The organism is Collinsella aerofaciens (assembly GCF_015670745.1).
Taxonomy (GTDB): Bacteria; Actinomycetota; Coriobacteriia; order Coriobacteriales; family Coriobacteriaceae; genus Collinsella; species Collinsella aerofaciens_T.
In genome coordinates this window covers 54,671-76,906 of the sequence record NZ_JADPCH010000005.1, presented here as the reverse complement: position 1 = coordinate 76,906, position 22,236 = coordinate 54,671, and the positions used below count along the sequence as shown (strand labels likewise).

19 protein-coding genes and 2 tRNA genes are annotated in these 22,236 nt (G+C 58.7%); all 21 read left to right on the top strand.

From position 1 onward, the window contains the following. The 21 genes from I4W07_RS03170 (at nucleotide 1) to I4W07_RS03070 (ending at nucleotide 22,234) form a co-directional block, all read left to right on the top strand. A complete protein-coding gene (locus tag I4W07_RS03170) occupies nucleotides 1–978 on the top strand; it encodes an acetylxylan esterase (RefSeq protein ID WP_196025588.1) in 978 nt (325 codons plus the stop codon). Further along, nucleotides 971–1,822 carry an acetylxylan esterase gene (locus tag I4W07_RS03165; RefSeq protein ID WP_196025587.1) on the top strand — a complete coding sequence of 284 codons (852 nt, stop codon included), beginning with the start codon at nucleotides 971–973 and terminating at the stop codon, nucleotides 1,820–1,822. The genes I4W07_RS03170 and I4W07_RS03165 overlap by 8 nt, the downstream gene beginning before the upstream one ends. A gap of 68 nt (nucleotides 1,823–1,890) precedes the next feature. Continuing rightward, nucleotides 1,891–2,811, top strand: coding sequence for a dihydrodipicolinate synthase family protein (locus tag I4W07_RS03160; protein WP_196025586.1), 921 nt, complete (start codon nucleotides 1,891–1,893; stop codon nucleotides 2,809–2,811). A 171-nt stretch (nucleotides 2,812–2,982) separates the two neighbouring features. Next, nucleotides 2,983–3,948 carry an ROK family protein gene (locus I4W07_RS03155; protein ID WP_006236155.1) on the top strand — a complete coding sequence of 322 codons (966 nt, stop codon included), beginning with the start codon at nucleotides 2,983–2,985 and terminating at the stop codon, nucleotides 3,946–3,948. Nucleotides 3,949–4,088: 140 nt separating this feature from the next. Continuing rightward, nucleotides 4,089–4,775 carry an N-acetylmannosamine-6-phosphate 2-epimerase gene (locus I4W07_RS03150; RefSeq protein ID WP_006236154.1) on the top strand — a complete coding sequence of 229 codons (687 nt, stop codon included), beginning with the start codon at nucleotides 4,089–4,091 and terminating at the stop codon, nucleotides 4,773–4,775. Between the two features lie 98 nt (nucleotides 4,776–4,873). Beyond that, on the top strand, nucleotides 4,874–5,794 hold the full coding sequence (gene rapZ, locus I4W07_RS03145) for an RNase adapter RapZ (RefSeq protein ID WP_022094878.1): 921 nt from the start codon (nucleotides 4,874–4,876) through the stop codon (nucleotides 5,792–5,794). 6 nt (nucleotides 5,795–5,800) lie between these two features. Continuing rightward, complete coding sequence (gene whiA, locus I4W07_RS03140; protein ID WP_196025585.1) at nucleotides 5,801–6,730, top strand: DNA-binding protein WhiA; 930 nt, start codon at nucleotides 5,801–5,803, stop codon at nucleotides 6,728–6,730. Between the two features lie 193 nt (nucleotides 6,731–6,923). Next, nucleotides 6,924–7,949: a type I glyceraldehyde-3-phosphate dehydrogenase gene (gap, locus tag I4W07_RS03135; protein ID WP_022094880.1), complete on the top strand. Its 1,026-nt coding sequence runs from the start codon at nucleotides 6,924–6,926 to the stop codon at nucleotides 7,947–7,949. A gap of 140 nt (nucleotides 7,950–8,089) precedes the next feature. After that, nucleotides 8,090–9,280, top strand: a complete 1,191-nt coding sequence (locus I4W07_RS03130; protein ID WP_022094881.1) for a phosphoglycerate kinase — start codon at nucleotides 8,090–8,092, stop codon at nucleotides 9,278–9,280. Next, a complete protein-coding gene (gene tpiA / locus I4W07_RS03125; RefSeq protein ID WP_022094882.1) occupies nucleotides 9,273–10,040 on the top strand; it encodes a triose-phosphate isomerase in 768 nt (255 codons plus the stop codon). The genes I4W07_RS03130 and tpiA overlap by 8 nt, the downstream gene beginning before the upstream one ends. Nucleotides 10,041–10,045: 5 nt before the next feature. Next, nucleotides 10,046–11,602, top strand: a complete 1,557-nt coding sequence (gene gpmI, locus I4W07_RS03120; RefSeq protein WP_196025584.1) for a 2,3-bisphosphoglycerate-independent phosphoglycerate mutase — start codon at nucleotides 10,046–10,048, stop codon at nucleotides 11,600–11,602. Between the two features lie 161 nt (nucleotides 11,603–11,763). After that, nucleotides 11,764–12,018 carry a preprotein translocase subunit SecG gene (secG, locus tag I4W07_RS03115; RefSeq protein WP_006236144.1) on the top strand — a complete coding sequence of 85 codons (255 nt, stop codon included), beginning with the start codon at nucleotides 11,764–11,766 and terminating at the stop codon, nucleotides 12,016–12,018. A 295-nt stretch (nucleotides 12,019–12,313) separates the two neighbouring features. Beyond that, nucleotides 12,314–13,990: a peptide ABC transporter substrate-binding protein gene (locus I4W07_RS03110; protein ID WP_230317448.1), complete on the top strand. Its 1,677-nt coding sequence runs from the start codon at nucleotides 12,314–12,316 to the stop codon at nucleotides 13,988–13,990. Between the two features lie 156 nt (nucleotides 13,991–14,146). Next, nucleotides 14,147–15,184: an ABC transporter permease gene (locus tag I4W07_RS03105; RefSeq protein ID WP_117637996.1), complete on the top strand. Its 1,038-nt coding sequence runs from the start codon at nucleotides 14,147–14,149 to the stop codon at nucleotides 15,182–15,184. A gap of 14 nt (nucleotides 15,185–15,198) precedes the next feature. Further along, nucleotides 15,199–16,134, top strand: coding sequence for an ABC transporter permease (locus tag I4W07_RS03100; RefSeq protein ID WP_035138881.1), 936 nt, complete (start codon nucleotides 15,199–15,201; stop codon nucleotides 16,132–16,134). Between the two features lie 2 nt (nucleotides 16,135–16,136). Next, on the top strand, nucleotides 16,137–17,228 hold the full coding sequence (locus I4W07_RS03095; RefSeq protein WP_022094887.1) for an ABC transporter ATP-binding protein: 1,092 nt from the start codon (nucleotides 16,137–16,139) through the stop codon (nucleotides 17,226–17,228). Further along, complete coding sequence (locus tag I4W07_RS03090) at nucleotides 17,228–18,256, top strand: ABC transporter ATP-binding protein (protein WP_022094888.1); 1,029 nt, start codon at nucleotides 17,228–17,230, stop codon at nucleotides 18,254–18,256. The genes I4W07_RS03095 and I4W07_RS03090 overlap by 1 nt, the downstream gene beginning before the upstream one ends. Nucleotides 18,257–18,733: 477 nt before the next feature. Further along, nucleotides 18,734–18,823: transfer RNA gene (locus I4W07_RS03085), tRNA-Leu, on the top strand. 59 nt (nucleotides 18,824–18,882) lie between these two features. Beyond that, nucleotides 18,883–21,228 (top strand): GAF domain-containing SpoIIE family protein phosphatase, encoded by a 2,346-nt coding sequence (locus tag I4W07_RS03080; protein WP_196025582.1) that lies wholly within the window; start codon nucleotides 18,883–18,885, stop codon nucleotides 21,226–21,228. A 78-nt stretch (nucleotides 21,229–21,306) separates the two neighbouring features. Continuing rightward, the gene (locus I4W07_RS03075) at nucleotides 21,307–22,053 is read left to right on the top strand and encodes an anti-sigma factor antagonist (RefSeq protein WP_055286928.1); all 747 of its coding nucleotides are present in this window, start codon (nucleotides 21,307–21,309) and stop codon (nucleotides 22,051–22,053) included. 105 nt (nucleotides 22,054–22,158) lie between these two features. Continuing rightward, a tRNA-Gly gene (locus I4W07_RS03070) sits at nucleotides 22,159–22,234 on the top strand. The last annotated feature ends 2 nt before the right edge of the window (nucleotides 22,235–22,236 follow it).

Sequence of the window (22,236 nt, the reverse complement as noted above, 5' to 3'; positions counted from 1 at the left end):
ATGTCAAGTGCTCAGGAGCTACAACATCAATTTGGTGAATATCGAGGCGCCATGCCCCGTCCATCAGATTTCGATCTCTTTTGGAAGGATCGCATGGCCGAGGCTGACGCCGTCGGGCTTGACTATGCGATCGAGGCGGCATCGGTCACCGATGCCGTGACCTGCCAGCTTTTCGATCTCTGGTATACCGGCATGTGTGGCGCTCGCCTGCACGCCAAGTACCTTAAACCTGTCTCGGACGAGCCCGTGCCATTGGTACTTCAGTTCCATGGATATCCAGGTGCGAGTCGCAGCTGGTTTGAGCAGGCATCGTTTGCGGGCATGGGTATGGCGCTGATTGCTCTCGATTGCCCTGGCCAAGGAGGACCCTCCGAGGACATTGGCGGATTTGAGGGCACAACGGTCGCGGGCCATATCGTCGCCGGTATCGACGGCGACCCGGCCAACCTCTACTATGTCCGCTTGCACCAAGATATTCGCATTCTGTGCCGTATTGTTCGCGAGCTCGAGGGCATCGATCTTGCCCGTGTGTTTGTGAACGGCGCGTCGCAGGGCGGCGGTTTGGGTATAGCGACCTGTGCGCTTAACAGCGAGCTTATCAATCGCGCCGCCATCCTCTATCCCTTCCTGTCGGATTTCCGCCTGGTCTGGGATTTGGATGCCGACGACATCGCCTACGAGGGCCTGCGCTATTGGTCTCGCTGGTTTGACGAGGACTCGACTCGTATCGACGAAGCCTATGCCAAGCTGGCGTACTTCGATTCCAAGAACTTTGCCCCCATGGTCAAATGCCCCGTGCTGTTTGGCACGGGCACAGCCGATATCGTCTGCCCTCCGGCGACGCAGTTTGCAGTCTACAACAACCTGACCTGTGAAAAGCGTCATGAGTTCTTTGAAGGCTTCGGTCACGAGGAGATTCAGGATTTTGACGATCTGATCATTCCATTTTTCTGCAAGGGAGGGGAGGCTCATGTCTAAGTGCGAGAGCAATATCGATGAGCTGATTGTCCCCGAGCTTGCGGGAATTGCTGGGACGGTTTCGTCAAGGCTCTCTGATTTCCGGGATTGGCGCGGCGATGCTTCTGCGGATGTTTCCGAGTTGGAGACAGCCGCTTCGGACCTTGAGGTTTGCGGGCTGACCGCTACGGCGATTGATTTCGCCAATCCGTGCGCGCGCTACTCCGAGGTTTCCTTTGAGCTCGGCGGGTATGTCGTGCACGGCCGTTTGATTGAGCCCTCTGGTTGCGCCCGAAGATCCGAGCTTGTTCCGCTGTGTCTGATGTTCCATGACATCGACCGACCCGTGCGGGGATGGCATCACATGACGCGGTTTGCCGCCATGGGATATGCCGTGCTTGCGCTGGACGATGAGACTATTGGATCCAGCGATCTGCAGCAGGGGATTACCTCGCCTGCTTTTGTCGAGCGTGTCCGTTGGGGCTGCGCGTTGGCGAAGGTTGCGCGCAACCTTGATGGCATGGATCCCGACCGCATCTTTGCATGGGGCGAGGGCCTTGGCGGCGGTGTCGCGCTGGCGGTTTCTGCTCTGGACGAGCGGGGCCTTGCCTGCACGGCGCTTGCCAATCCGCTTCCCAGCGGTCTCGAGACGCTGTCGCTTCGGGTTCGTGGCTCGGTGCTCATGGGCACATCGCTCATGGATACCGTGAGTGATCCCAAGGGCCAGTTTGCCGTATTCAACGGTCTTGAGTGTGACCGGAGGCATATCATCTATGCCAAATACGCTCACGAGCGCATCAATGCGTTCGAAAACGAAGTCGTCGACTTCTTTAACCAAACGTTCTATTCGTGTTCTTTGGCCTAGACGGCCTGGACACCGCCAACAAGAGTGGGCGGCATAGGGCTACCCGCCAGACAACTAAGGAGATTCTTGTGGCAACTCAGAAATTCACCGGCGTTATCCCTCCCGTCGTTGTTCCCGATACCGAAGACCACCAGCTCGACGTTGCCTCCTTTGAGCGCAGCATCAACCGCATGATCGATGCCGGCGTCGATGGCCTGTTCTTCCTGGGCTCCTCGGGCGAGGTCGTCTTCTCCACCGACGAGCGCCGTCGCCAGATTGTCGCAGAGGCCGTCCGTATCGTCGACCACCGCGTTCCCGTTCTGGTCGGCATCATCGACACCGAGACCGAGCGCATGATCGAGCACGGCAAGGTCGCTCAGGAGCTGGGCGCCGATGCGCTCGTCGCCACCTGCCCGTTCTATGCCCTGCAGGGCATGACCGAGGTCGAGGAGCACTTCCGCATCCTTCACGAGGAACTCGACCTGCCCATCTTCGCCTACGACATCCCCGTGTGCGTCCACACCAAGCTCCCCTGGAAGCTCCTTGCTAAGCTCGGCGCCGAGGGCGTCCTGGCTGGCGTCAAGGATTCCTCGGGCGATGACATCTCGTTCCGCTACCTCATTCAGGAGAACGAGAAGAACGGCCATCCGATGAGCATCCTTACCGGCCATGAGGTCGTCGTCGACGGTGCCTATCTCGGTGGCGCCGACGGTTCCGTTCCGGGCCTCGCCAACGTTGAGCCCGAGGGCTACGTTCGTCAGTGGAAGGCCGCTCAGGCTGGTGACTGGGCTACCGTCAAGGCCGAGCAGGATCGCCTCAATGAGATTTCGCACATCTGGGATGTCACCTCGGGCGTCCAGGGCTATGCCGGTGGCGTCGGCGCCTTCAAGACCGCTATGAACCTCATGGGCATCTTCGACAGCCCGACCATGCCGCGCCCGGTGAAGGCCATGACCGGTGAGAACGTCGAGGCGATTCGCAAGGTCCTCCAGGACAACGGTCTCCTTTAAAGCTTTCCCAGGCACCCGACCTCGCCGTTCAACCGTGCGGCCATGACCCATTAGGCCAATGGCCGCACGGTTTCTCGGCGATCTCGGGCACCTGGAAAACCTTTACCGCGCTGTGACGGCTAGCCTGACGGCGCATTTCCTGTAGTTGTTTTGTCTCCGAAGGAGAACGACATGGAGAACAAGTACGTCTGCTCTGTCGATATCGGCGGAACTAAGATCGCGACTGCCATCATGGAGTACCCGGCTGACGGCGGTGTGCCCCATCCCGTTTTTGAGGCTGAGGTTCCCACCGAGGCCCAGGAGGGTGGCGAAGCGGTCTTCCAGCGCATCGAGGCGTCTATCAAGGCAGCTCTTGAGGCAAATCCCGATGTCGAGGTCCTCGGAGTTGGCATCGGCGCTGCCGGTGTCGTCGACCCCAAGACGGGCGCCATCGCGTATGCCAATGAGATTATGCCCGGCTGGTCCGGCGTTCAGTTGGGGCCGCGTCTGCGCGAGGACCTCGGCCTTCCCGTTGCCGTTGTAGGCGACGTGCAGGCTCATGCTCTGGGCGAGGCCCACTGGGGCGTCGGCAAGGGCAAGTTCTCCGTCTTGTGTTTGGGCATCGGTACGGGCATCGGCGGCGCATATGTCGAGAACGGCCGCGTGATGCAGGGCTTCCATGGTGCTGCCGGCCATATGGGCCACATCGAGTGCTCGGCTGCCGCCGGCATTCCCTGCGCCTGCGGGCGTTCCGGCCATCTGGAGTCGGTTGCTTCCGGAACATCAATCGGGCGCATGTACGATGAGCGTTTTGGCCGCGTCGACCCCAGCCGTCCTTCGGTCGGCCGTGACGTGAACGACCTGTGCCGCGCAGGCGACGCAAAGGCGACCGAGGTCATTCATGACGCCGGCTTTGCGCTGGGCGCCAGCCTGGGCTCGCTCGCTAACATCCTGGACCCTGAGGTCATCGTGCTTTCGGGCGGCGTGATTCACCAAGGTCCCGATTGGCGTTCACAGACGTGGAAGGACTCGGTGCACGAGGGCTATGCCAGCCAGGCGCTCGACCCGCTTCAGGACACGCCGATTCTCATCGGCTCTCTGGAGGGCGACGCGCCGCTCATCGGTGCCGCCGAACACCTTCTTGCATCGTTGAAGTAAACATAACTACCAAGTGCGCCTTCTGAGGTGCCGCAGATTGACGTGAAAGAGGAGCGAAGCGTACTTCGGTACGCGAGCGACGGTTTGAACGTCAAGGTGCGGTGTCTCAGAAGGCTGTTTTGAGAAAGGTTGAGTCGAACATGACCGTTGATCCTTTGATCCAGTCCCTGAAGGGCAAGCTCGTCGTGAGCGTTCAGGCGTATATGGGCGAGCCGCTTCGTACGCCCGAGACCATGGCTCAAATGTCTCGCGCTTGCGAGCTTGGCGGCGCCGCCGCCATTCGCTGCCAGGGCCTTGCCGACATTGCCGCCATTAAGGGTCGCTGTGAGGTTCCCGTCATCGGTCTGTGGAAGGACGGGCACGAGGGCGTTTACATCACGCCGACGCTGCGTCACGCTCGTGCCTGCGTTGCTGCGGGTGCCGATATCGTGGCGATCGACGCCACCGATCGTCCGCGTCCCGATGGCAAGTCGGTCGAGGATACCTTCCGCCCGCTGCACGAGGAGGGTGTGCTCCTGATGGCGGATTGTGCCACCATCGAGGACATTCGCCGTGCGGTTGATATGGGCTTCGACCTGGTATCCACCACACTCTCTCACGGTGTCGCCGCCATCGACTGCACCATGGCCGATGGCCCCGACCTGCCGCTCCTGCGTCAGGCGACCGAGGAATTTCCCGGCCTTCCCATCATTTGCGAGGGTCGCGTGCATACGCCCGAGGAGGCTCGCGCTGCAATCGACGCCGGCGCGTGGGCCGTTGTCGTCGGCACCGCTATCACGCACCCCACGAGTATTACAAGTTGGTTCAAGGCTGCGCTTGAGGCGTAAGACGGGCCTTGTATCCGCTTGGGGCGGTATACTCAATAAAGGCAATTGATCGCGCGGGATCCGCTGGCCGGGTCCCGCGCTTATTTTAGGAGGCACACATGCAAAAGGGAGATGCCATGGATGCGGCGGAGCGCTCGGAGCGTATCCCCGATATCGTTATCATCACCGGAATGTCCGGCTCGGGCCGAACGCAAGCCATGCATGTGTTTGAGGACATGGGCTACTTTTGCATCGATAACCTGCCTCCGCGTCTGATCGCCCAGCTTGCCGAACTCGTCGGCATCAATACAGGCGTGGGCAGGCATCTTGCCGTCACCTGTGACCTGCGCAGCCAGGGCTTGTTCGATGAGCTGCTCGATGCCGTTGCCGCACTCGAGGAGCGTGAGATGAGCTGCGACATCGTGTTTCTCGAGGCCTCTGACGAAGTGCTGATCCGTCGTTATAGCGAAAACCGCCGCCGCCATCCCATTGCCAAGCCGGGGGAGACTACGGCCGATGCGATTCAGCGCGAGCGACTGCAGCTGCAGGGCGTTCGCGATCGAGCCGATATGATCATCGACACGAGCCGCCTGCGCACCTCTGCTCTGCGCAACAAATTGCGCATGGCGTTCTCCGAGTTGTCCGACCAGCAGCTCATGGACGTCCACGTGTTCTCGTTTGGCTTTAAGCACGGCATGCCCGTTGAAGCGGACATTATGATCGACGTCCGTTTCCTGCCCAATCCGTTCTACGATCCCGAGATGCGCACCATGACCGGTCTCGATAAGAAAGTCTCCGACTTTGTTCTGGACCATCCCAAGACCCAGGAGTTCTGGAAGGCCTGGACGCAGCTGCTCGATACGGTCATGCCCGGCTATATCGCGGAGGGCAAGCCACAGCTTTCTATCGCCATCGGTTGCACGGGCGGTCAACACCGCAGTGTTGCCATCGCCGAGGCCACGGCACGTTATTTGGAAGGCGCCCAATATCACGTGAGCATTTCCCACCGCGACCTGTCGCGCGCCAACACGAAAGCATAGGCCTGCATGTCGTTTACCGCCGAGGTGCGTGACGAGCTCGCGCGCTGCGAACCCGAATGTGAATACTGCGATTTGTCGACGCTTGCCGCCCTGACGCGTGTGAGCGGCACACTTTCGCTGGCCGGCTCCGGGCGGTATCGTTTGACGGTCGCGACCGAGACGGGCGCTGTCGCGCGCACGATGATCACACTGACGCATCGCATCCTTAAGCTCAAAACGGAATTCACCGTTCGTAAATCGGTCTTGCATAAGGTCCGTAACTATCTCATTACCCTGCCCGATCAGCCCGACCTGGACAAGGCTCTGGTGCTGCTGGGCATTCTCGACCGCAGGGGAGGGCTCGTCGCTGGTGTTCCCCGGCACATCGTTGCCCGTCCCTGCTGCAGGCTTGCCTACATCCGCGGCGCGCTCATCGCCGGCGGTTTCGTGGCCGATCCCCGCGGCGACTTTCATTTGGAGATCGCGGTGCAGGGCGAGCAGTATGCCCGGGGACTTTGCGATCTATTGGAGCAGATTGGAATCCATGCGCGCGTTAACGCGCGGCGCGGATCCTTTGCTGTCTACATTAAGAGCGCCGAGGAGATCGAGCATCTATTAAAGCTGATTGGTGCCAAGCGCAGCGTTGCCGAGATTGAGGAGGCGCGTGCGGTCAAGTTGGTTAAGAACGACGTAAACCGTCGCGTGAATGCCGAGCTGGCCAATCAGACCAGAAGTGCGGGTGCCGCCCAGCATCAGCTTGCGTTGATCGATGAACTCGAACAGCGGGGTTTGCGCGACACGCTTCCGGACGCCTTGGCGGTCTTTTGCGACCTGCGCGAGCGCTATCCCGATCTGTCGCTGCGCGATCTGGGCGAGATGGCCGACCCTCCCTTGTCGAAGTCGGCCCTCTACCATCGTGTTTTGAGGCTTGAAAAGCTCATTGAAGCAAACAGGTAGGTTAAATTATCGAATTATATACGGATTTAACTGCTATTTTATTCTTTAAAACGTTTTAACGGAAATTTGATTTTCAATTTCGAGCATTCTCGTGAAATTCAAGTCAAAAAAAAGGTATATTAGGCGAGTGGTTAGTTTGTGGGCCTCAACGGCAGGCGCTGTAGCTTGCGGGGGCCTTACGAAAGGAGACACAATGGCAGTAAAGGTTGCTATTAACGGCTTCGGTCGCATCGGTCGTCTGGCTTTCCGTCAGATGTTCGGTCATGAGGGCTCCGAGATCGTCGCTATCAACGACCTCACCTCTCCCGATATGCTCGCTTACCTGCTGAAGTACGACTCCACGCAGGGCAACTATGCTCGCGATCACGAGGTCGTCGCTGGTGAGGATTCCATCACCGTTGACGGCAAGGAGATCAAGATCTACAAGGAGGCCGACGCCAACAACCTGCCTTGGGGCGACCTCGACGTCGACGTCGTTCTCGAGTGCACCGGCTTCTACACCAGCAAGGCTAAGGCTCAGGCCCACATCAACGCTGGCGCCAAGAAGGTCGTCATCTCCGCTCCGGCCGGCAGCGATCTGCCCACCATCGTGTACAACGTCAACCATGAGACGCTGACCGCTGAGGACAACATCATCTCCGCTGCTTCCTGCACCACCAACTGCCTCGCCCCGATGGCCAAGGGTCTGAACGACTTCGCTCCCATCGTGTCCGGCATCATGACCACCATTCACGCCTGGACTGGTGACCAGATGCCGCTCGACGGCCCGCAGCGCAAGGGCAACAAGCGTCGTAGCCGCGCCTGCGCCGTCAACATCGTCCCCAACACCACTGGTGCTGCCAAGGCTATCGGCCTGGTTCTCCCCGAGCTCAACGGTAAGCTCATCGGTGCCGCCCAGCGCGTCCCGACGCCGACCGGCTCCATCACCAACCTCTACGCTGTCGTTGACAAGAAGGTCACCGTCGACGAGGTCAACGCTGCTATGAAGGCCTACGCTGCCACCATCTCCGAGACCTTCGGTTACAACGAGGACGACATCGTCTCCACCGACATCATCGGCGAGACCCACGGCTCCATCTTCGACGCCACTCAGACCATGTGCTCTGACCTCGGCAACGGCCAGACCCTCGTTCAGGTCACCTCTTGGTACGACAACGAGAACTCCTACACCTCTCAGATGGTCCGCACCATCAAGTACTTCGAGAAGTTCGTTGCTTAATTTAGCTTTTAGCGAATAGCTCGTTGAGCGTCTAAAGAAGGGCGCGGCCTTATAGGGCTTACACCCTAGGGTCGCGCCCTTTTTATAGGAAATCGTCTGCCGTAATGGGAGGCAGACACGTACGAAAGGTAGAAGCAAACATGGCCTTTACCAAGAAGACCGTCCGCGACATCGATGTCGACGGCAAGCGCGTTCTCGTCCGCGTTGACTTCAACGTGCCTATCAAGGATGGCGTCGTTGGCGACACCACCCGCATCAAGGCTGCCCTGCCCACCATCAACTACCTCGTTGAGCACAACGCTCGCGTCATCCTCATGAGCCACCTCGGCCGTCCCGATGGCACCGGCTTCCAGCCCGAGCTGTCCCTCGAGCCCGTCGCCAAGAAGCTCGCTGAGCTCTCTGGTCTGGACGTTGCCTTTGTCGCCGACACTTACGGCGAGAAGGCTGCCGAGGCTGTCGCCGCCGTCGAGCCGGGCAAGGTCCTCGTTCTCGAGAATGTCCGTTTCGACAAGCGTGAGAAGAAGAACGACCCCGAGATCGCCAAGAAGCTCGCTTCCTATGGTGACGTCTTCGTTCTCGATGCCTTCGGCACCGCTCACCGCGCCCAGGGTTCCGTTGTGGGCCCCGCCGCTTACCTGCCTGCCGTCGCCGGCTTCCTGCTCGAGAAGGAGGTCGACACGCTGACCGGCATCTTCGCCGAGCCCGAGCGCCCCTTCGTCGCTATCGTCGGCGGTTCCAAGGTTTCCTCCAAGATCGGCGTTCTCGATCACCTCATCGACTCCGCTGACACCCTGATCATCGGTGGCGGTATGGCCTACACCTTCTTCCTGGCTCAGGGTCTGTCCGTCGGTCAGTCCCTCAAGGAAGAGGACTGGGTCGAGCGCGCCGGCGAGATGCTCAAGAAGGCCGAGGAGAAGGGCGTCAAGATCCTGCTCCCCATCGACAACCGCGTTGCCGATCACTTTGGCGAGGACGCTGTCCCCGAGGTTGTCGCTTCCGACGCTATCCCCGACGACCGTGAGGGTATGGACATCGGCCCCAAGACCGAGGAGCTTTACGCCGAGGCCGTCAAGGGCGCCAAGACCGTGTTCTGGAATGGCCCCATGGGCGTCTTCGAGTTCGACAACTTCGCTCACGGCACCCAGGCTATCGCCGAGGCTGTCGCCGAGGCCGACTGCACCTCGATCATCGGCGGTGGCGACTCCGTCGCAGCTGTCAACAAGTTCAACCTGGCCGACAAGATGAGCTGGATCTCCACCGGTGGCGGCGCTTCCATGGAGCTCGTCGAGGGTAAGGCCCTGCCCGGAGTGGAGGCGCTTCTCGATGCCTAATCGCACCCTTCTTATCGCTGGTAACTGGAAGATGAACAACGACGTCGCCGAGGCCGCCAAGCTCGCCGACGAGCTGGCTCAGGCTCTGCCCGAGGTTCCGGCTGGCGTCGAGGTGCTCGTCTGCCCTCCGACCATCGACATCACCACGGTTCATGACCGCATTCAGGCTGCCCCCATCGCCCTCGGTGCACAGAACGTGTACTGGGAGGCCAAGGGTGCCTTCACCGGTGAGTCCTCTTGCGACATGCTCAAGTCCGCTGGCTGCACCTACTGCATCATCGGCCACTCCGAGCGTCGCGACTATTTCCACGAGACCGACGAGGATCAGAACAAGAAGGCCAAGGCCCTCGTTGCCGCCGGTCTTGTTCCCGTCTTCTGCTGCGGCGAGTCCCTCGAGGTCCGCGAGGCCGGCACCTATGTCGAGCACGTCGTGAACCAGGTCAAGGCTGGCCTTGCTGGTCTTGAGATCACCTGCCCCAAGCAGGTCGTTGTCGCCTACGAGCCCATCTGGGCCATCGGCACCGGCAAGACCGCTACCGCTGAGGACGCTCAGGAGGTCTGCGGCGCTATCCGTGAGACCCTCAAGGAGATGTTCGGCGAGGAGCTCGCCAACGGCATCCGCGTTCTCTACGGCGGTTCCGCCAAGCCCGGCAACATCGCCGAGCTCGTCGCCAAGCCCGACGTTGACGGCGCCCTCGTGGGCGGCGCTTCGCTCAAGGCTGCCGACTTCGCCTCTATGGTCGTCAAGGCAGGCGAGTAGGACATATGGCACAGCGTCATCTTCCTGCACTCCTGATCATCATGGATGGCTGCGGCCTTGCTCCGGCTGATGGCGAGAACGCCGTCGCCGCTGCCAAGACGCCCTTCCTTGATAGCCTGTACGAGAAGTACCCTCACACTACGCTCGGCGCTTCGGGCGAGGACGTGGGTCTTCCCGACGGCCAGATGGGCAACTCCGAGGTGGGTCACCTCAACATCGGTGCCGGCCGCATCGTGTTCCAGGAGCTTTCGCGCATCAACAATGCCATCAAGGACGGCTCCATTGCCAAGAACGAGGTTTTCGTCAAGGCTATGGATGACGTCAAGGCCGAGGGTAAGACCCTGCACCTCATGGGCCTTATGAGCCCTGGCGGTGTTCATTCTCACATGAACCACGTCGAGGCTCTGGTCAAGATGGCTGCCGAGCACGGTGTCAAGACCGTTCGCGTCCACGCCTTCATGGATGGCCGCGACGTTGACCCGCAGTCCGGTGCCGGCTACATGAGTGAGTTCTGCGCCTTCCTGGCTAAGATCTCCGAGGAGACCGGTTGCGACGCTCGCGTTGCCACCGTCTCGGGCCGTTATTGGGCCATGGACCGCGATAATCGTTGGGAGCGCATCCAGCGCGCCTACGACGTCATGGTCAACGCGTCCGATGCCGATACAGACCCCGTTGCCGGCATCAAGGCCTACTACGAGAAGGACCCGCGCGGCGACGAGTTCGTCGAGCCCTTCGCTGCCCACAACGAGGGCATCCACGAGGGCGACGCGGCCATCTTCTTCAACTTCCGTCCCGACCGCGCCCGTCAGATGACCCGCGTGTTCACGGACAAGGAGTTCGACGGCTTTGAGCGCGAGCAGATCAAGCTTTCGCACTTTGTGACGATGACCGAGTACGATCCGACGTTTGATGTCGAGGTCGCCTTCCCCAAGACGTTCCCCGAGAACGTCCTGGCCGACGTTATCGCCGCCAACGGCCTGAAGCAGCTGCACACCGCCGAGACCGAGAAGTACGCCCACGTGACGTTCTTCCTCAACGGCGGCATCGAGGAGCCCAAGGAGGGCGAGGAGCGCGTGCTCGTCGCTTCCCCCAAGGTCGCTACCTACGATCTGCAGCCCGAGATGAGCGCTCCCGAGGTTACCGAGAAGCTTGTCGCCGCCATCAACGAGGATCGCGCTGATTTCTACATCGTGAACTTCGCGAACTGCGACATGGTTGGTCACACCGGTGTCTTCGACGCTGCCGTTAAGGCCGTCGAGGCTGTTGACGATGCCCTGTCCAAGGTTGTCCCGGCGATTCTCGCCAAGGGCGGCTTTGCGCTGATCACCGCCGACCACGGCAACGCCGATCACATGTTTGACGTTGCTTCCGACGGTTCCAAGCATCCGTTTACGGCTCACACCACTAACCGCGTGCCGTTCATCATCGTTGATGAGAAGGCGAAGCTCACCGGTATCGAGGACGGCCGTCTTTCCGATATCGCTCCGACTATGCTCACCATGGCTGGTATTGAGCCTTCCGCCGAGATGACGGGTCGTGTGCTCGCCACCGAGGCCCAATAGAAAACAAATACCGTTTTCTAGTAAGGGGGTTGTCCACAACCGGACAATCCCCTTTTTGGTATTTCTGCCATTTTCACCCCGTCCTCGAGTGGCAGGTAGGGGAGAGCAGGGGGTTGTGGTACAGTACTGGAGTTTGAATTGTTCTATTAAGGAGCTTATCTATGGGTCCGTTCCAGATTCTTCTGTTTGTCGTTTGGGCTGTTTCTGCCGTGGCGTTGACGATTCTCGTCCTGATGCATTCCGGTAAGGGTACCGGCGTTTCGGATATGATCGCTAGCTCGCTGTATAACTCCAGTTCAGCCACAGGCGTTATGGAGCAGAACCTTGACCGCCTGACCGTCATCATGGCTGTCGTGTTTGCCGTGTGCGTCGTGCTGTGCATGTTCTTCTTCCCGCAGGGCATCGTGGGCTACTAAGCACGAGCCGCATAAAATACTTGAAAAGGGTTCCGCAAGTGCGGGACCCTTTTTGTTTACATATTTGTAACAGAGTCAAAATATCCTCACATACTTCGCCCAACTAAAGAAATTCTCGACCGTTAACCGGAATTAGCCCCAAATCGTGCATAAAATGCGCTAATGTATTGCAAAACGTTGGACCGTTGTGCATAACCAGCCATTGCAGCGGGCGGCGTTTTGATGGTTCGGATCGGATTGTCTCGACATGCGTCCGACTGAACATTTCTTTGTCCTATCTCATAAGGAGGATGGCATGGCTGATTCTATGTTCCACCAGCCCGTTATGGGTCGTCGCGCCTTTGTTGGCGGCACCCTCGCTGCGAGCTCCATGGCTTTTCTTGCCGCATGCGGCAAGAAGGGCGGCGACGCTTCCGGTTCTGAGTCCGGTTCGACGCTGAACTTCTACATCAACAACCCGGTCTGCATCGACCCCTACAACGTCCAGGAGGACCAGGGCACTCAGGTCGAGTACCAGCTCTTTGACGCTCTGACCTCTTACGACGCCGAGAAGGGCGAGATCGTTCCGCTGGCTTGCGAGTCTTTTGAGTCCAACGACGACGCTACCGAGTTTACCTTCAAGATCAAGAAGGCCAAGTTCCACAACGGTGACGACGTTACCTCCAAGTCCTTCAAGCTCGGTTGGGAGCGTCTGGTCAACACCAAGTCGGCTGTTGCTACCGAGTACGGCCCTTCCGAGGTCTCCTATCACCTCTCCATGGTCGAGGGCTATGACGATCTGCTTGCCGGTAACGCTACCGAGCTCAGCGGTGTTACCTGCCCCGACGATGAGACCCTCGTCGTCAAGCTGGCTTCCGCTTACGCTGACTTCCCCTTCGTCGCCTCTCATCCGGCTCTGGCCCCGGTTCCCGAGTGCGCCGAGTCCGATGTCAAGAGCTTCTATCTTGCCCCGGTCGGTAACGGCCCGTTCATGATGGACGGCAAGTGGGAGGATGGCCAGGAGATCAACGTCAAGAAGTTCGACGATTACTATGGCGACAAGGCCAAGATCGATGGCATCCACTTCCAGGTCATCAAGGACATGGAGACCGCTTACAAGGAGTTCCAGGCCGGTAACCTCGATGTCTGCGACGTTCCCGTCGCTCAGATCGATGCCGCCAAGAAGGATCGCGGCGTGTCCAAGGACGGCTACACCATGGGTGACGGCGAGCGCATGCTGCTCGGCGCCGAGCCTTCCACGTACTATCTGACCTGCAACACCACGGCCGAGCCGTTCAACAACGCCGACCTGCGTAGGGGCATCTCCCTGGCCATCAACCGTGAGGCCATCTGCAAGACCATCTTCAAGGGTACCCGTACCCCTGCCGACGGCATTGTTCCTCCGGGCATCGATGGCTACAAGGAGGGCGCATGGGAGTTCTGCGCCTACGATGTCGACAAGGCTAACGAGTACCTCGACAAGGTTGCTCCCGCTGGCGCTAACGGGGATCGTGGCATTAGCGTGACCCTGTCCTACAACCAGGACGGCGGTCACAAGGAGATCATGGAGTCCATCATCGGCGACCTCGCCAAGGTTGGCGTTACCGCTGTCTCCGATACCCCTGAGTGGTCTGCCCTGCTCGAGCAGTATCAGAACTTTAACTATCAGTTCGGTCGTCTGGGTTGGATTGCCGACTACCCGATCATGGACAACTTCCTGTATCCGCTGTTCCACTCCGACTCCCTCGGTGGCGACAACCGCTCCGGTTACAACAACCCCGAGTTCGACGCCAAGGTCGACGAGGCTCGTACTATTGTTGACGACGAGGAGCGCGTCGCTAAGATGCAGGAGGCCGACGCAATGGTCGCTGCCGACTGCCCGGTCATCCCGGTGATGTTCTACACGCACACCATCGCCGGCTCCGATCGCATTAAGCACCTCTATGTCGATCCGCAGAAGCACGCCGATCTGGGTACCGCTGAGCTCGCCTAAGAGTTTGCAGCTTCCGTGAGGGTCAAGTATTTACGTAGACCTCATGGGAAACATACAGTTCTCCCTAACCTGGGGTAAACTGGCTGATGGTAATTTTGGGATGCCGGTCTGGCGATCGGCATCCCATTTAGGTTAATCCCTAGATAGGGGAGTGGTATGGGTAAGTACATCGTTAAACGTGTGCTTCAGTTCATCCCGGTGTTTTTGGGCGTTACGCTGATTCTGTTCGCCCTCCAGAATATCGTGCCGGGAGATCCGATCAAACTGATCGGTGGAGACAAGGCTCTGTCCCCCGAGGTGGAGCTTCAGCTTCGCGTTCGCTATCACCTGGTCCAGACGGACGAGGACGGCAACGCGATCCTTGACGAGAACGGCGACCCCGTTCAAACGTCGCTCGTGGACCGTTACTTGTATTACATGAACGGCCTGCTTCATGGCGATCTGGGCAATTCGTACCAGCGTAAGCTGCCGGTTACGGAAATCTTTGCCCAGAAGTATCCGTATACGGTCAAACTAGCCGCGTGCGCCATCGTGCTCGAGGCAATCATGGGTATCGGTGCGGGTATCATTTCGGCGGTAAAGCGTTATTCCTTCTGGGATATTTTGGTTACGCTCACCACGTCGATCCTCGTTGCTGTCCCGGCCTTCTGGCTCGGTATGTTGCTGCAGCTGTTCTTTGGCGTCATTCTCAAGGACGCCACGGGCGGTGCATTCTCCATGCCGATCTCGGGTGCCGGCGGTTCCAGCTCTCAGTATCAGGATTGGATGCACTATGTGCTTCCGACCATTACGCTGGCTTCGGTTTCGACCGCTTATGCTGCCCGCATTATGCGCTCGCAGCTGCTTGATGTCATGAACCAGGATTACATCCGTACGGCAAAGGCCAAGGGTCTCTCCAATCGTGCGATCATCATCAAGCATGCGCTTAAGAATGCACTCATCCCCGTCGTTACCTATATTGGTGTCGACTTTGGTGGCATGCTTTCGGGCGCCATCCTGACCGAGACGGTCTTCAACTGGCCTGGTATCGGCTATGAGGTCTATCGCGCCATTAGCATGCGTGACTGGCCCATCGTTATGGGCGGCGTTACGCTCATCGTTGTCGTCGTCATGGTGATCAACCTGCTCGTCGACATTAGCTATGCATTCCTCGACCCGCGCATCCGCCTTGGCGGTCCGTCGGATAAGGCCTAAGGGAGGTACGTCTCATGCAGGAAACTGATTCTCAGTCTCAGGAGCAGGCTACCGCCACTAAGGCCGCATCTGCTCCCGCCAAGTCCCGCACGCTGTGGGGCGACGCTTTTAAGCGTCTTCGTAAGAACAAGCTCGCCGTTATCGGTGTCTGCTGGATCATCATCGTCGTTGTGGTTGCACTGACCGCAGATCTGTGGGCTAAGCCCTGGCTCGGTTCGCCGACGGCTTCCGACTCGACCACCATGGCCGAGACGTCGCTGCTGGCTCCGTGTGCAGAGCACCCGTTTGGCACCGACGCCCTTGGTCGTGACATTCTCGTCCGTGTTATCTACGGTGCGCGCGTTTCGCTGTCCGTCGGCATTATGGCCACCGCGATCTCCACGCTGATCGGTCTGGTCATGGGTGCTCTGGCCGGTTTCTACGGCGGCATCTGGGATACGATCATCATGCGCTGTGCGGACATCTTCCTGGCGTTCCCGTACGTGCTGTTCGTTGTCGCCATGATCGCCGTTATCGGTCGTGGTCTTCAGAACGTCTTTATCGCCATTGGTATTCTCGGCTGGCCTTCGATTGCGCGCGTCTTCCGCTCTGCAATCTTGACGGTCAAGGAAAACGACTATGTTGACGCTGCGCGCGCGATGGGTGCATCTGATGCTCGTATCGTCGTGCGTCACATCTTCCCGAACTCCGTCGCTTCCATCGTGGTTTACGCGACCATGAACATTGGTGGCGCCATTCTGACCGAGTCCGCTCTGTCCTTCCTCGGTATGGGCGTCATTCCGCCTACGCCTTCGTGGGGTTCCATGATTCAGGACGGTCAGCAGTATCTGCTGACTGCTCCCTGGATGATGATCATGCCCGGTCTGGCAATTCTCTCGACGGTGCTCGCCTTCACCCTGCTGGGTGACGGTTTGCGCGACGCCCTCGACGTCAAGATGAAGGACGCATAAGGATGAAGAAGAACAAGAACTATGTGGACCTGAAGGACCAGCCGGTTCCCGAGGGCCAGCATCTGCTCGAGGTCGATGACCTTAAGATGTATTTCCATACCGAGGACGGCGTCGTTCGCGCTGTCGACGGTGTGTCCTACACGCTCGATCGCGGCGAGACCCTGGGTGTCGTCGGTGAGTCCGGCTCCGGTAAGTCCGTGACCGCCATGACCATCATGGGCCTCATCTCGATGCCTCCGGGAAAGATTGAGGGCGGCGACGTTCGCTATCGCGGTCGTTCTATCCTCGAAATGACCGAGGAAGAGATGCAGCACATTCGCGGTAACGATATCGCGATGATCTTCCAGGATCCTATGACCTCCCTGAACCCGGTTTATAAGATCGGCAAGCAGGTGGGCGAGGGCCTTCGTCTGCACCGTGGCTACTCCAAACAGGAGGCGCTCAAGCGTGCCACCGAGCTTCTGGACCTTGTTGGTATTCCCGAGCCCGAGAAGCGCGTCAATGAGTATCCGCACCAGTTCTCTGGCGGTATGCGTCAGCGCGTCATGATCGCTATGGCTCTTGCCTGCGACCCCGATATTCTGATTGCCGACGAGCCCACGACTGCCTTGGACGTTACCATTCAGGCTCAGATTATTGAGCTTATGCAGGAAATGCAGGAGAAGAACGGCAACGCCATCATCATGATCACCCATGACCTGGGTGTCGTCGCTGATATGGCCGACAAGATCATGGTTATGTACGCTGGTCGTCCCGTCGAGTTCGGTACTGCTGAGGAAATTTTCTACGAGAGCCGTCACCCCTATACCTGGGGCCTTATCCGCTCCATCCCGGAGCAGGCCATCGAGGAGAAGAAGCCGCTGACGCCGATTCACGGCAACCCGCCTTCGCTCATGAACCTGCCTGAGGGCTGCGTCTTCTCTCCTCGCTGCCCCTATGCGACGGACAAGTGCCGCAAGCAGCGCCCCGAGCGCGTTGTCACCGAGTCTGGTCATTACTCTGCGTGCCACTACTCCGGTGACCCCGAGTTCCTCAAGAACGCTCCTGAGACGTCCCGTACGCGCAAGGATTCCAAGAAGGGAGGCGAGGCGTAATGGCAGATACCAACGAGCGTACTCCGCTGCTGAAGGTCGAGCACCTCTCTAAGGAGTTTCCCGCTGAGTCCGGCATGTTCGCCAAGCGCTTCTCCAAGCGTGTCGTCTCTGCTGTGAATGACATTTCGTTCGAGATTTATCCGGGCGAGACCTTTGGCCTGGTCGGCGAGTCTGGTTGCGGTAAGTCCACCACGGGCCGTACCATCATGCGCCTGACCAAGCCGACCGCCGGTAAGGTGTTCTTCCAGGGTAAAGATGTTGCCGAGATGAGCAAGCATGAGATCAAGGACATGCGTCGCGAGATGCAGTTTATCTTCCAGGATCCTTATGCTTCGCTGAATCCCCGCATGACCATCGGCGAGATCGTCTCCGAGCCCATGACCATTCACGGCGTGGGCACCAAGGAGGAGCGCATTGAGCGTGTCCGCGAGCTTCTCGACGTTGTCGGACTGAACCCCGAGCACATCAACCGCTATCCTCATGAGTTCTCCGGCGGTCAACGTCAGCGTGTCGGCATTGCCCGCGCGTTTGCCCTGAAGCCCAAGCTGATTATCTGCGACGAGCCGGTTTCCGCTCTGGATGTGTCCATTCAGGCCCAGGTTCTGAACCTGCTCAAGGAACTGCAGGACAAGTTCGGTACCGCGTATCTGTTTATCGCTCACGACCTGTCCGTCGTGCAGCACATTTCCGATCGCGTTGCCGTTATGTATCTGGGTAAGATGGTTGAGGTTTCGGACTGGAAGACGCTCTATAGCGAGCCTCACCATCCGTACACGCAGTCGCTGCTGTCTGCCGTGCCGGTTCCCGATCCGGATATCCAGAAGACCCGTAAGCGCATCATCCTCGCCGGCGATCCGCCGTCACCGCTGGATCCGCCGACCGGCTGCCGTTTCCACACGCGCTGCCCGATCGCGCAGGGTATCTGCTCCGAGAAGCTTCCCGAGTTTAAGGAAGTCGCACCGGGTCACTGCTGCGCGTGCCACTTCGCGGAGCCGTTCCCGATCAAGGAATCGCACATCGACCTGTAGTCGGTTGTTCTCGTCCGGGCCCGCCCTGCGGTAACTCGGCAGGGAGGGGTGCGATTCCTTGATCGCTCACTTAATCTGATGAGAAATTGAGTGAGGCCGGAGCTTTAGCTCCGACCTCCCCATATAAGGGCTCGGCAAAGCCGAGCCACCAAATTTGCATCAGCCCCCAGAACATGTTTGAGAACTGTGCCTGAAGCATGTGTCCCTAGGGCAGGAATGAGGTTGCTTTCAAACGCATTCCGCAGGGGGCGGCATTATTTTGTAGCGCGAAGCGCAGATCAAAATAATGCCGCATGCCCGAGGACGCGTTGGAAAGCAACCTCATTCCTGCCCGAACAGGTCAGTCTATCTGCGCATTTACAAATTCGTAAACTTTTTTGAAAAAAGTGCTTGCACAGTTCTCGAATCATAGGTTATTATCTTCCTCGTTGAACGCGCGGGTCCAACAAAACGAACCGTGAATCAACAACATAGCATGTCGGAGTGGCGGAATTGGCAGACGCGCTAGCTTGAGGTGCTAGTGACCGCTTTTTGGTCATGCGGGTTCAAGTCCCGCCTCCGACACCATCGCATTTGAGAAGCCTCTTCGGAGGCTTTTTTGTTACCGATAGACGGTGGGGTCCACGATGGAAACGCTTGAACGCAACGAGTGGGCAGACGTTGCCCAACTAGTCGAGATCACGAGCGATGCTGTCATCATCTGCGAGCTCGACGGAACCATTCTGCATGTGAATAATCGCTTACTTGGTTTGATGTGCGAGGAACGCGCCGACGTCATTGGTGGAGATGTTAAAGACGTCCTGTACTCGTCCGCTTTTGAACGTGCGACGGAACATCGTCTGCCATTTGAAACTGATGGCTCCGAGAACGAACTGATGCTCAAGCTGAGTGACGGCTCCTTTATCCCCGTCTTGGTTCGTGCGGGCTCCGTAACGCCTCCACGCATCTTTGGGCGCCGCGCGCCACGTGTCCTGGTGGCGCTCCATAGCATCGAAGAACAGTATTCGCACGACCGTCAGCTCAAGCGTGCTCTTTCGGAGCTTAGAGTGGCTAACAAGCGCCTCTCTGGCACGCTCTCGGTCATTATGAGTACCGTGGGCTCCGATGAGCTGCCCAGCCTACTTGATACCGTTTTGAACCAGCTTGTAGGAACGCTCGATGCTTCGGGTGCTGCTATCTATTTTTCTGAGAGTGGCGGTTTTAAACTTCGCGGTGTTTCCAAGGAGCTGTACGACAGCTACCTGCCTGAGTTTTTGCCGTATGGCGCTGGCATTCCGACGTATGTTTTTCGTGAGTCGCGTGCCTGTCGCTTGTCGATTCAACAGGACCTTAAGGGTGATAAGGCCGCCTCCGGTATGTTTATGGACCTGGACAATCGTTCTAAGCACCTGTTGCGCATGCAGGATATGCCTCCGTACCGCAGCGAGATCTGTCTTCCCGTTTTTTACGGTACGCAGATCCTTGGCGTGCTGGAAGTTGGTTGGAAACGCCCTCAGGCACCGCTCGCCTATGACGTTAATGTGCTCGAGGTCATTTGCGATTACCTGTCTATCCAGCTGGTCGGTATGGCATCGAGCCTTCGCTCCCGTCGCACGGCCGAGCTTGGCCGCTCGCTCAATGTCTTGCGTGATGAGTTGTTTACCTTTCTAGACGATTCTGCCGCGGCTACCCAGGCGGTATCGTCCGAGATCTGCAATATGCTTAACTGCCATTTTTGTCCTGTTGAGTATGACGCCAGTCTGGATTCCTACGTCATAGATTTTGAAGGCGGCAGTCGCGTTGCCTTGCCGGACGACCCTGAGAAGCTTTTCTTTTCCACGACGGCGCCAGCGGCACGTCTGGGGGCTGGCCCTGATGGCTTTGAGGCATCTGTTTTGGGCGGTACGAGTGCCGAGGACCTTAAACACGTTCGTATAACTCGCGTTGACGAATCGATGCCTATGGGAGGCTGGCTTAGGGCGCATGGTCTGCCTTGTCAAGGTCTCTACGTCGACTCCGGCATCGAGGCGGGGCGCCCGCGCTCTGAGGGTGATGGCAAGCACAGTAACGACGCGATTGTTCCTGCTTCTGTTGCGAAGAGCCCGACGACGCGCGCGCTGCTGCTTCGTGATGGTAGCCAAGAGCCGATTGATGACCTTGAATATGACTACTTGGTGCACTTAGCGCATGACTTTGAACTGATCTACGAGGGCGAATCTCAAAAGCGCGAGGAGCGCCATATCGCTCAGACCCTTCAGATCGGCATGAGAAATTCCCTGGGGGATGTTCCGGGTATCGCAACCGATTCGGTGTACCTGTCGGCCACGAACTCGGCGTTGGTCGGCGGCGATTTCTATACGCTCATCCGTCTTCCCGACGACTGCGCCGTCATGATTTTGGGTGATGTGTCTGGCAAAGGCATTGAGGCCGCATCGATGTCTGCGCTCGTCAAGACGGCCCTGACGGCATATGCCTGGGAGGGCGCTGGACCGGCCCGCATGGCACGCTCCCTTAACAGCATGCTCATGGGCTTCTCGAGGGTCGAGACGTTCGTGACGGCCTTTATCGCCAAGATTGACCTTAAAGCCGGACGCGCAACGTATTGTTCGGCGGGCCATCCTCCGACCATGGTCATCAGGCCAGAGTCGATGCCGCTGGGTGGTGGCGAGGCCCGTGGGGGAGAGGTCGAGCTGCTTGGATGCCAATCGGGCGTAATCGGTGCCTTTGAGAGCATGGTGTACGAGACAGGCGTGTTTACGTTCGCTCCCGGCGACATGCTCTTCATGTATACGGACGGAACGATTGAGGCCCGCGACCGCACCGGAGCGTTCTTTGGCGAGCAGCGCCTTCGTGACCTTCTGCTCTCTGTCTCGGGTGAGGGCGTATCGGGAATCTGCGGCAAGGTCTTGGGCGAGCTTGACCGATTTACCGAATCGGCGCTGGACGATGACATTGCATTGGTGTCCCTTGAGTTTTTACAGGGTCGTTCATAGACGACGCTGGGCGGGCTGAATCCGCACGGTTGGGGAAACGAATGCATCGAGTGGGCTTTTTTGGGGAACCATGGTCGTATGAATGAGTGGAATGACATAGCGGTTTTGACGCCACCAGGCGATATCGACATCGCCACGGTGCCTGCGCTGCGTCGGCGGTTGGATGCTTTGATTGGCCGCGGCGTGCGTCGTGTTGTCATCAACTGTCAGGCTGTTAGCTTTATCGATTCGACGGGCTTGGCATTCCTGCTTACGCGCGCTCGTGAGCTCATGAGGCGAGAAGGCCTGCTTTCGCTCGTCAATGCATCAGGTGAAGTTGTTCGCTTTTTGGAGATTGCTCGTCTTGTCGATATCCTTCATGTCGCGGGGCCGGCACGGGAGTCTATTCCCGCCATTCCGGTGGGGGAGCTGCCTCGCTGGAGTAAGAGCGTCGAGGTCCGTCAGGGTATCGAGAATCTTCCATACTACCGACATCGCATCGCCGAACTCCTTGAATCGCTTCCGTTGCGCCGTGACGAGCGCTACGATGTCGCATTGGCGTCGGGGGAGGCGCTGGGTAATGCCTATGACCATGCGGGCGGTATCGGGTGCGTCCTGACGGTTCAGGCCTATGGCGATCGCGTTGTGGTTGAGGTGCTTGATCGGGGTGCCGGCTATTCTATCGATGAAACGAGCGAACCGGTCGCATCTGAGGAGCGCGGCCGTGGCATCAAGCTTATGCGTATGCTCGTCGATAACGTGGAGGTTGCTCGTCGTACGGACGGCGCCGGCACGCGCGTGCAGATGGTGAAGCTGTTTAGCGGAGCGCTGGAATCGTGTGCCTAGCCAATCGCTTTAGCGCGTTTAGCTACTAAGAACATGCGGCAGACAAGTTTTTTGAAAAAAGTACTTGCGTCTTTTGGACAACTCGCGTAAATTAATAACCCGCAAGCGGACATGGCTCAGTTGGTAGAGCACAACCTTGCCAAGGTTGGGGTCGCGGGTTCGAGCCCCGTTGTCCGCTCCATT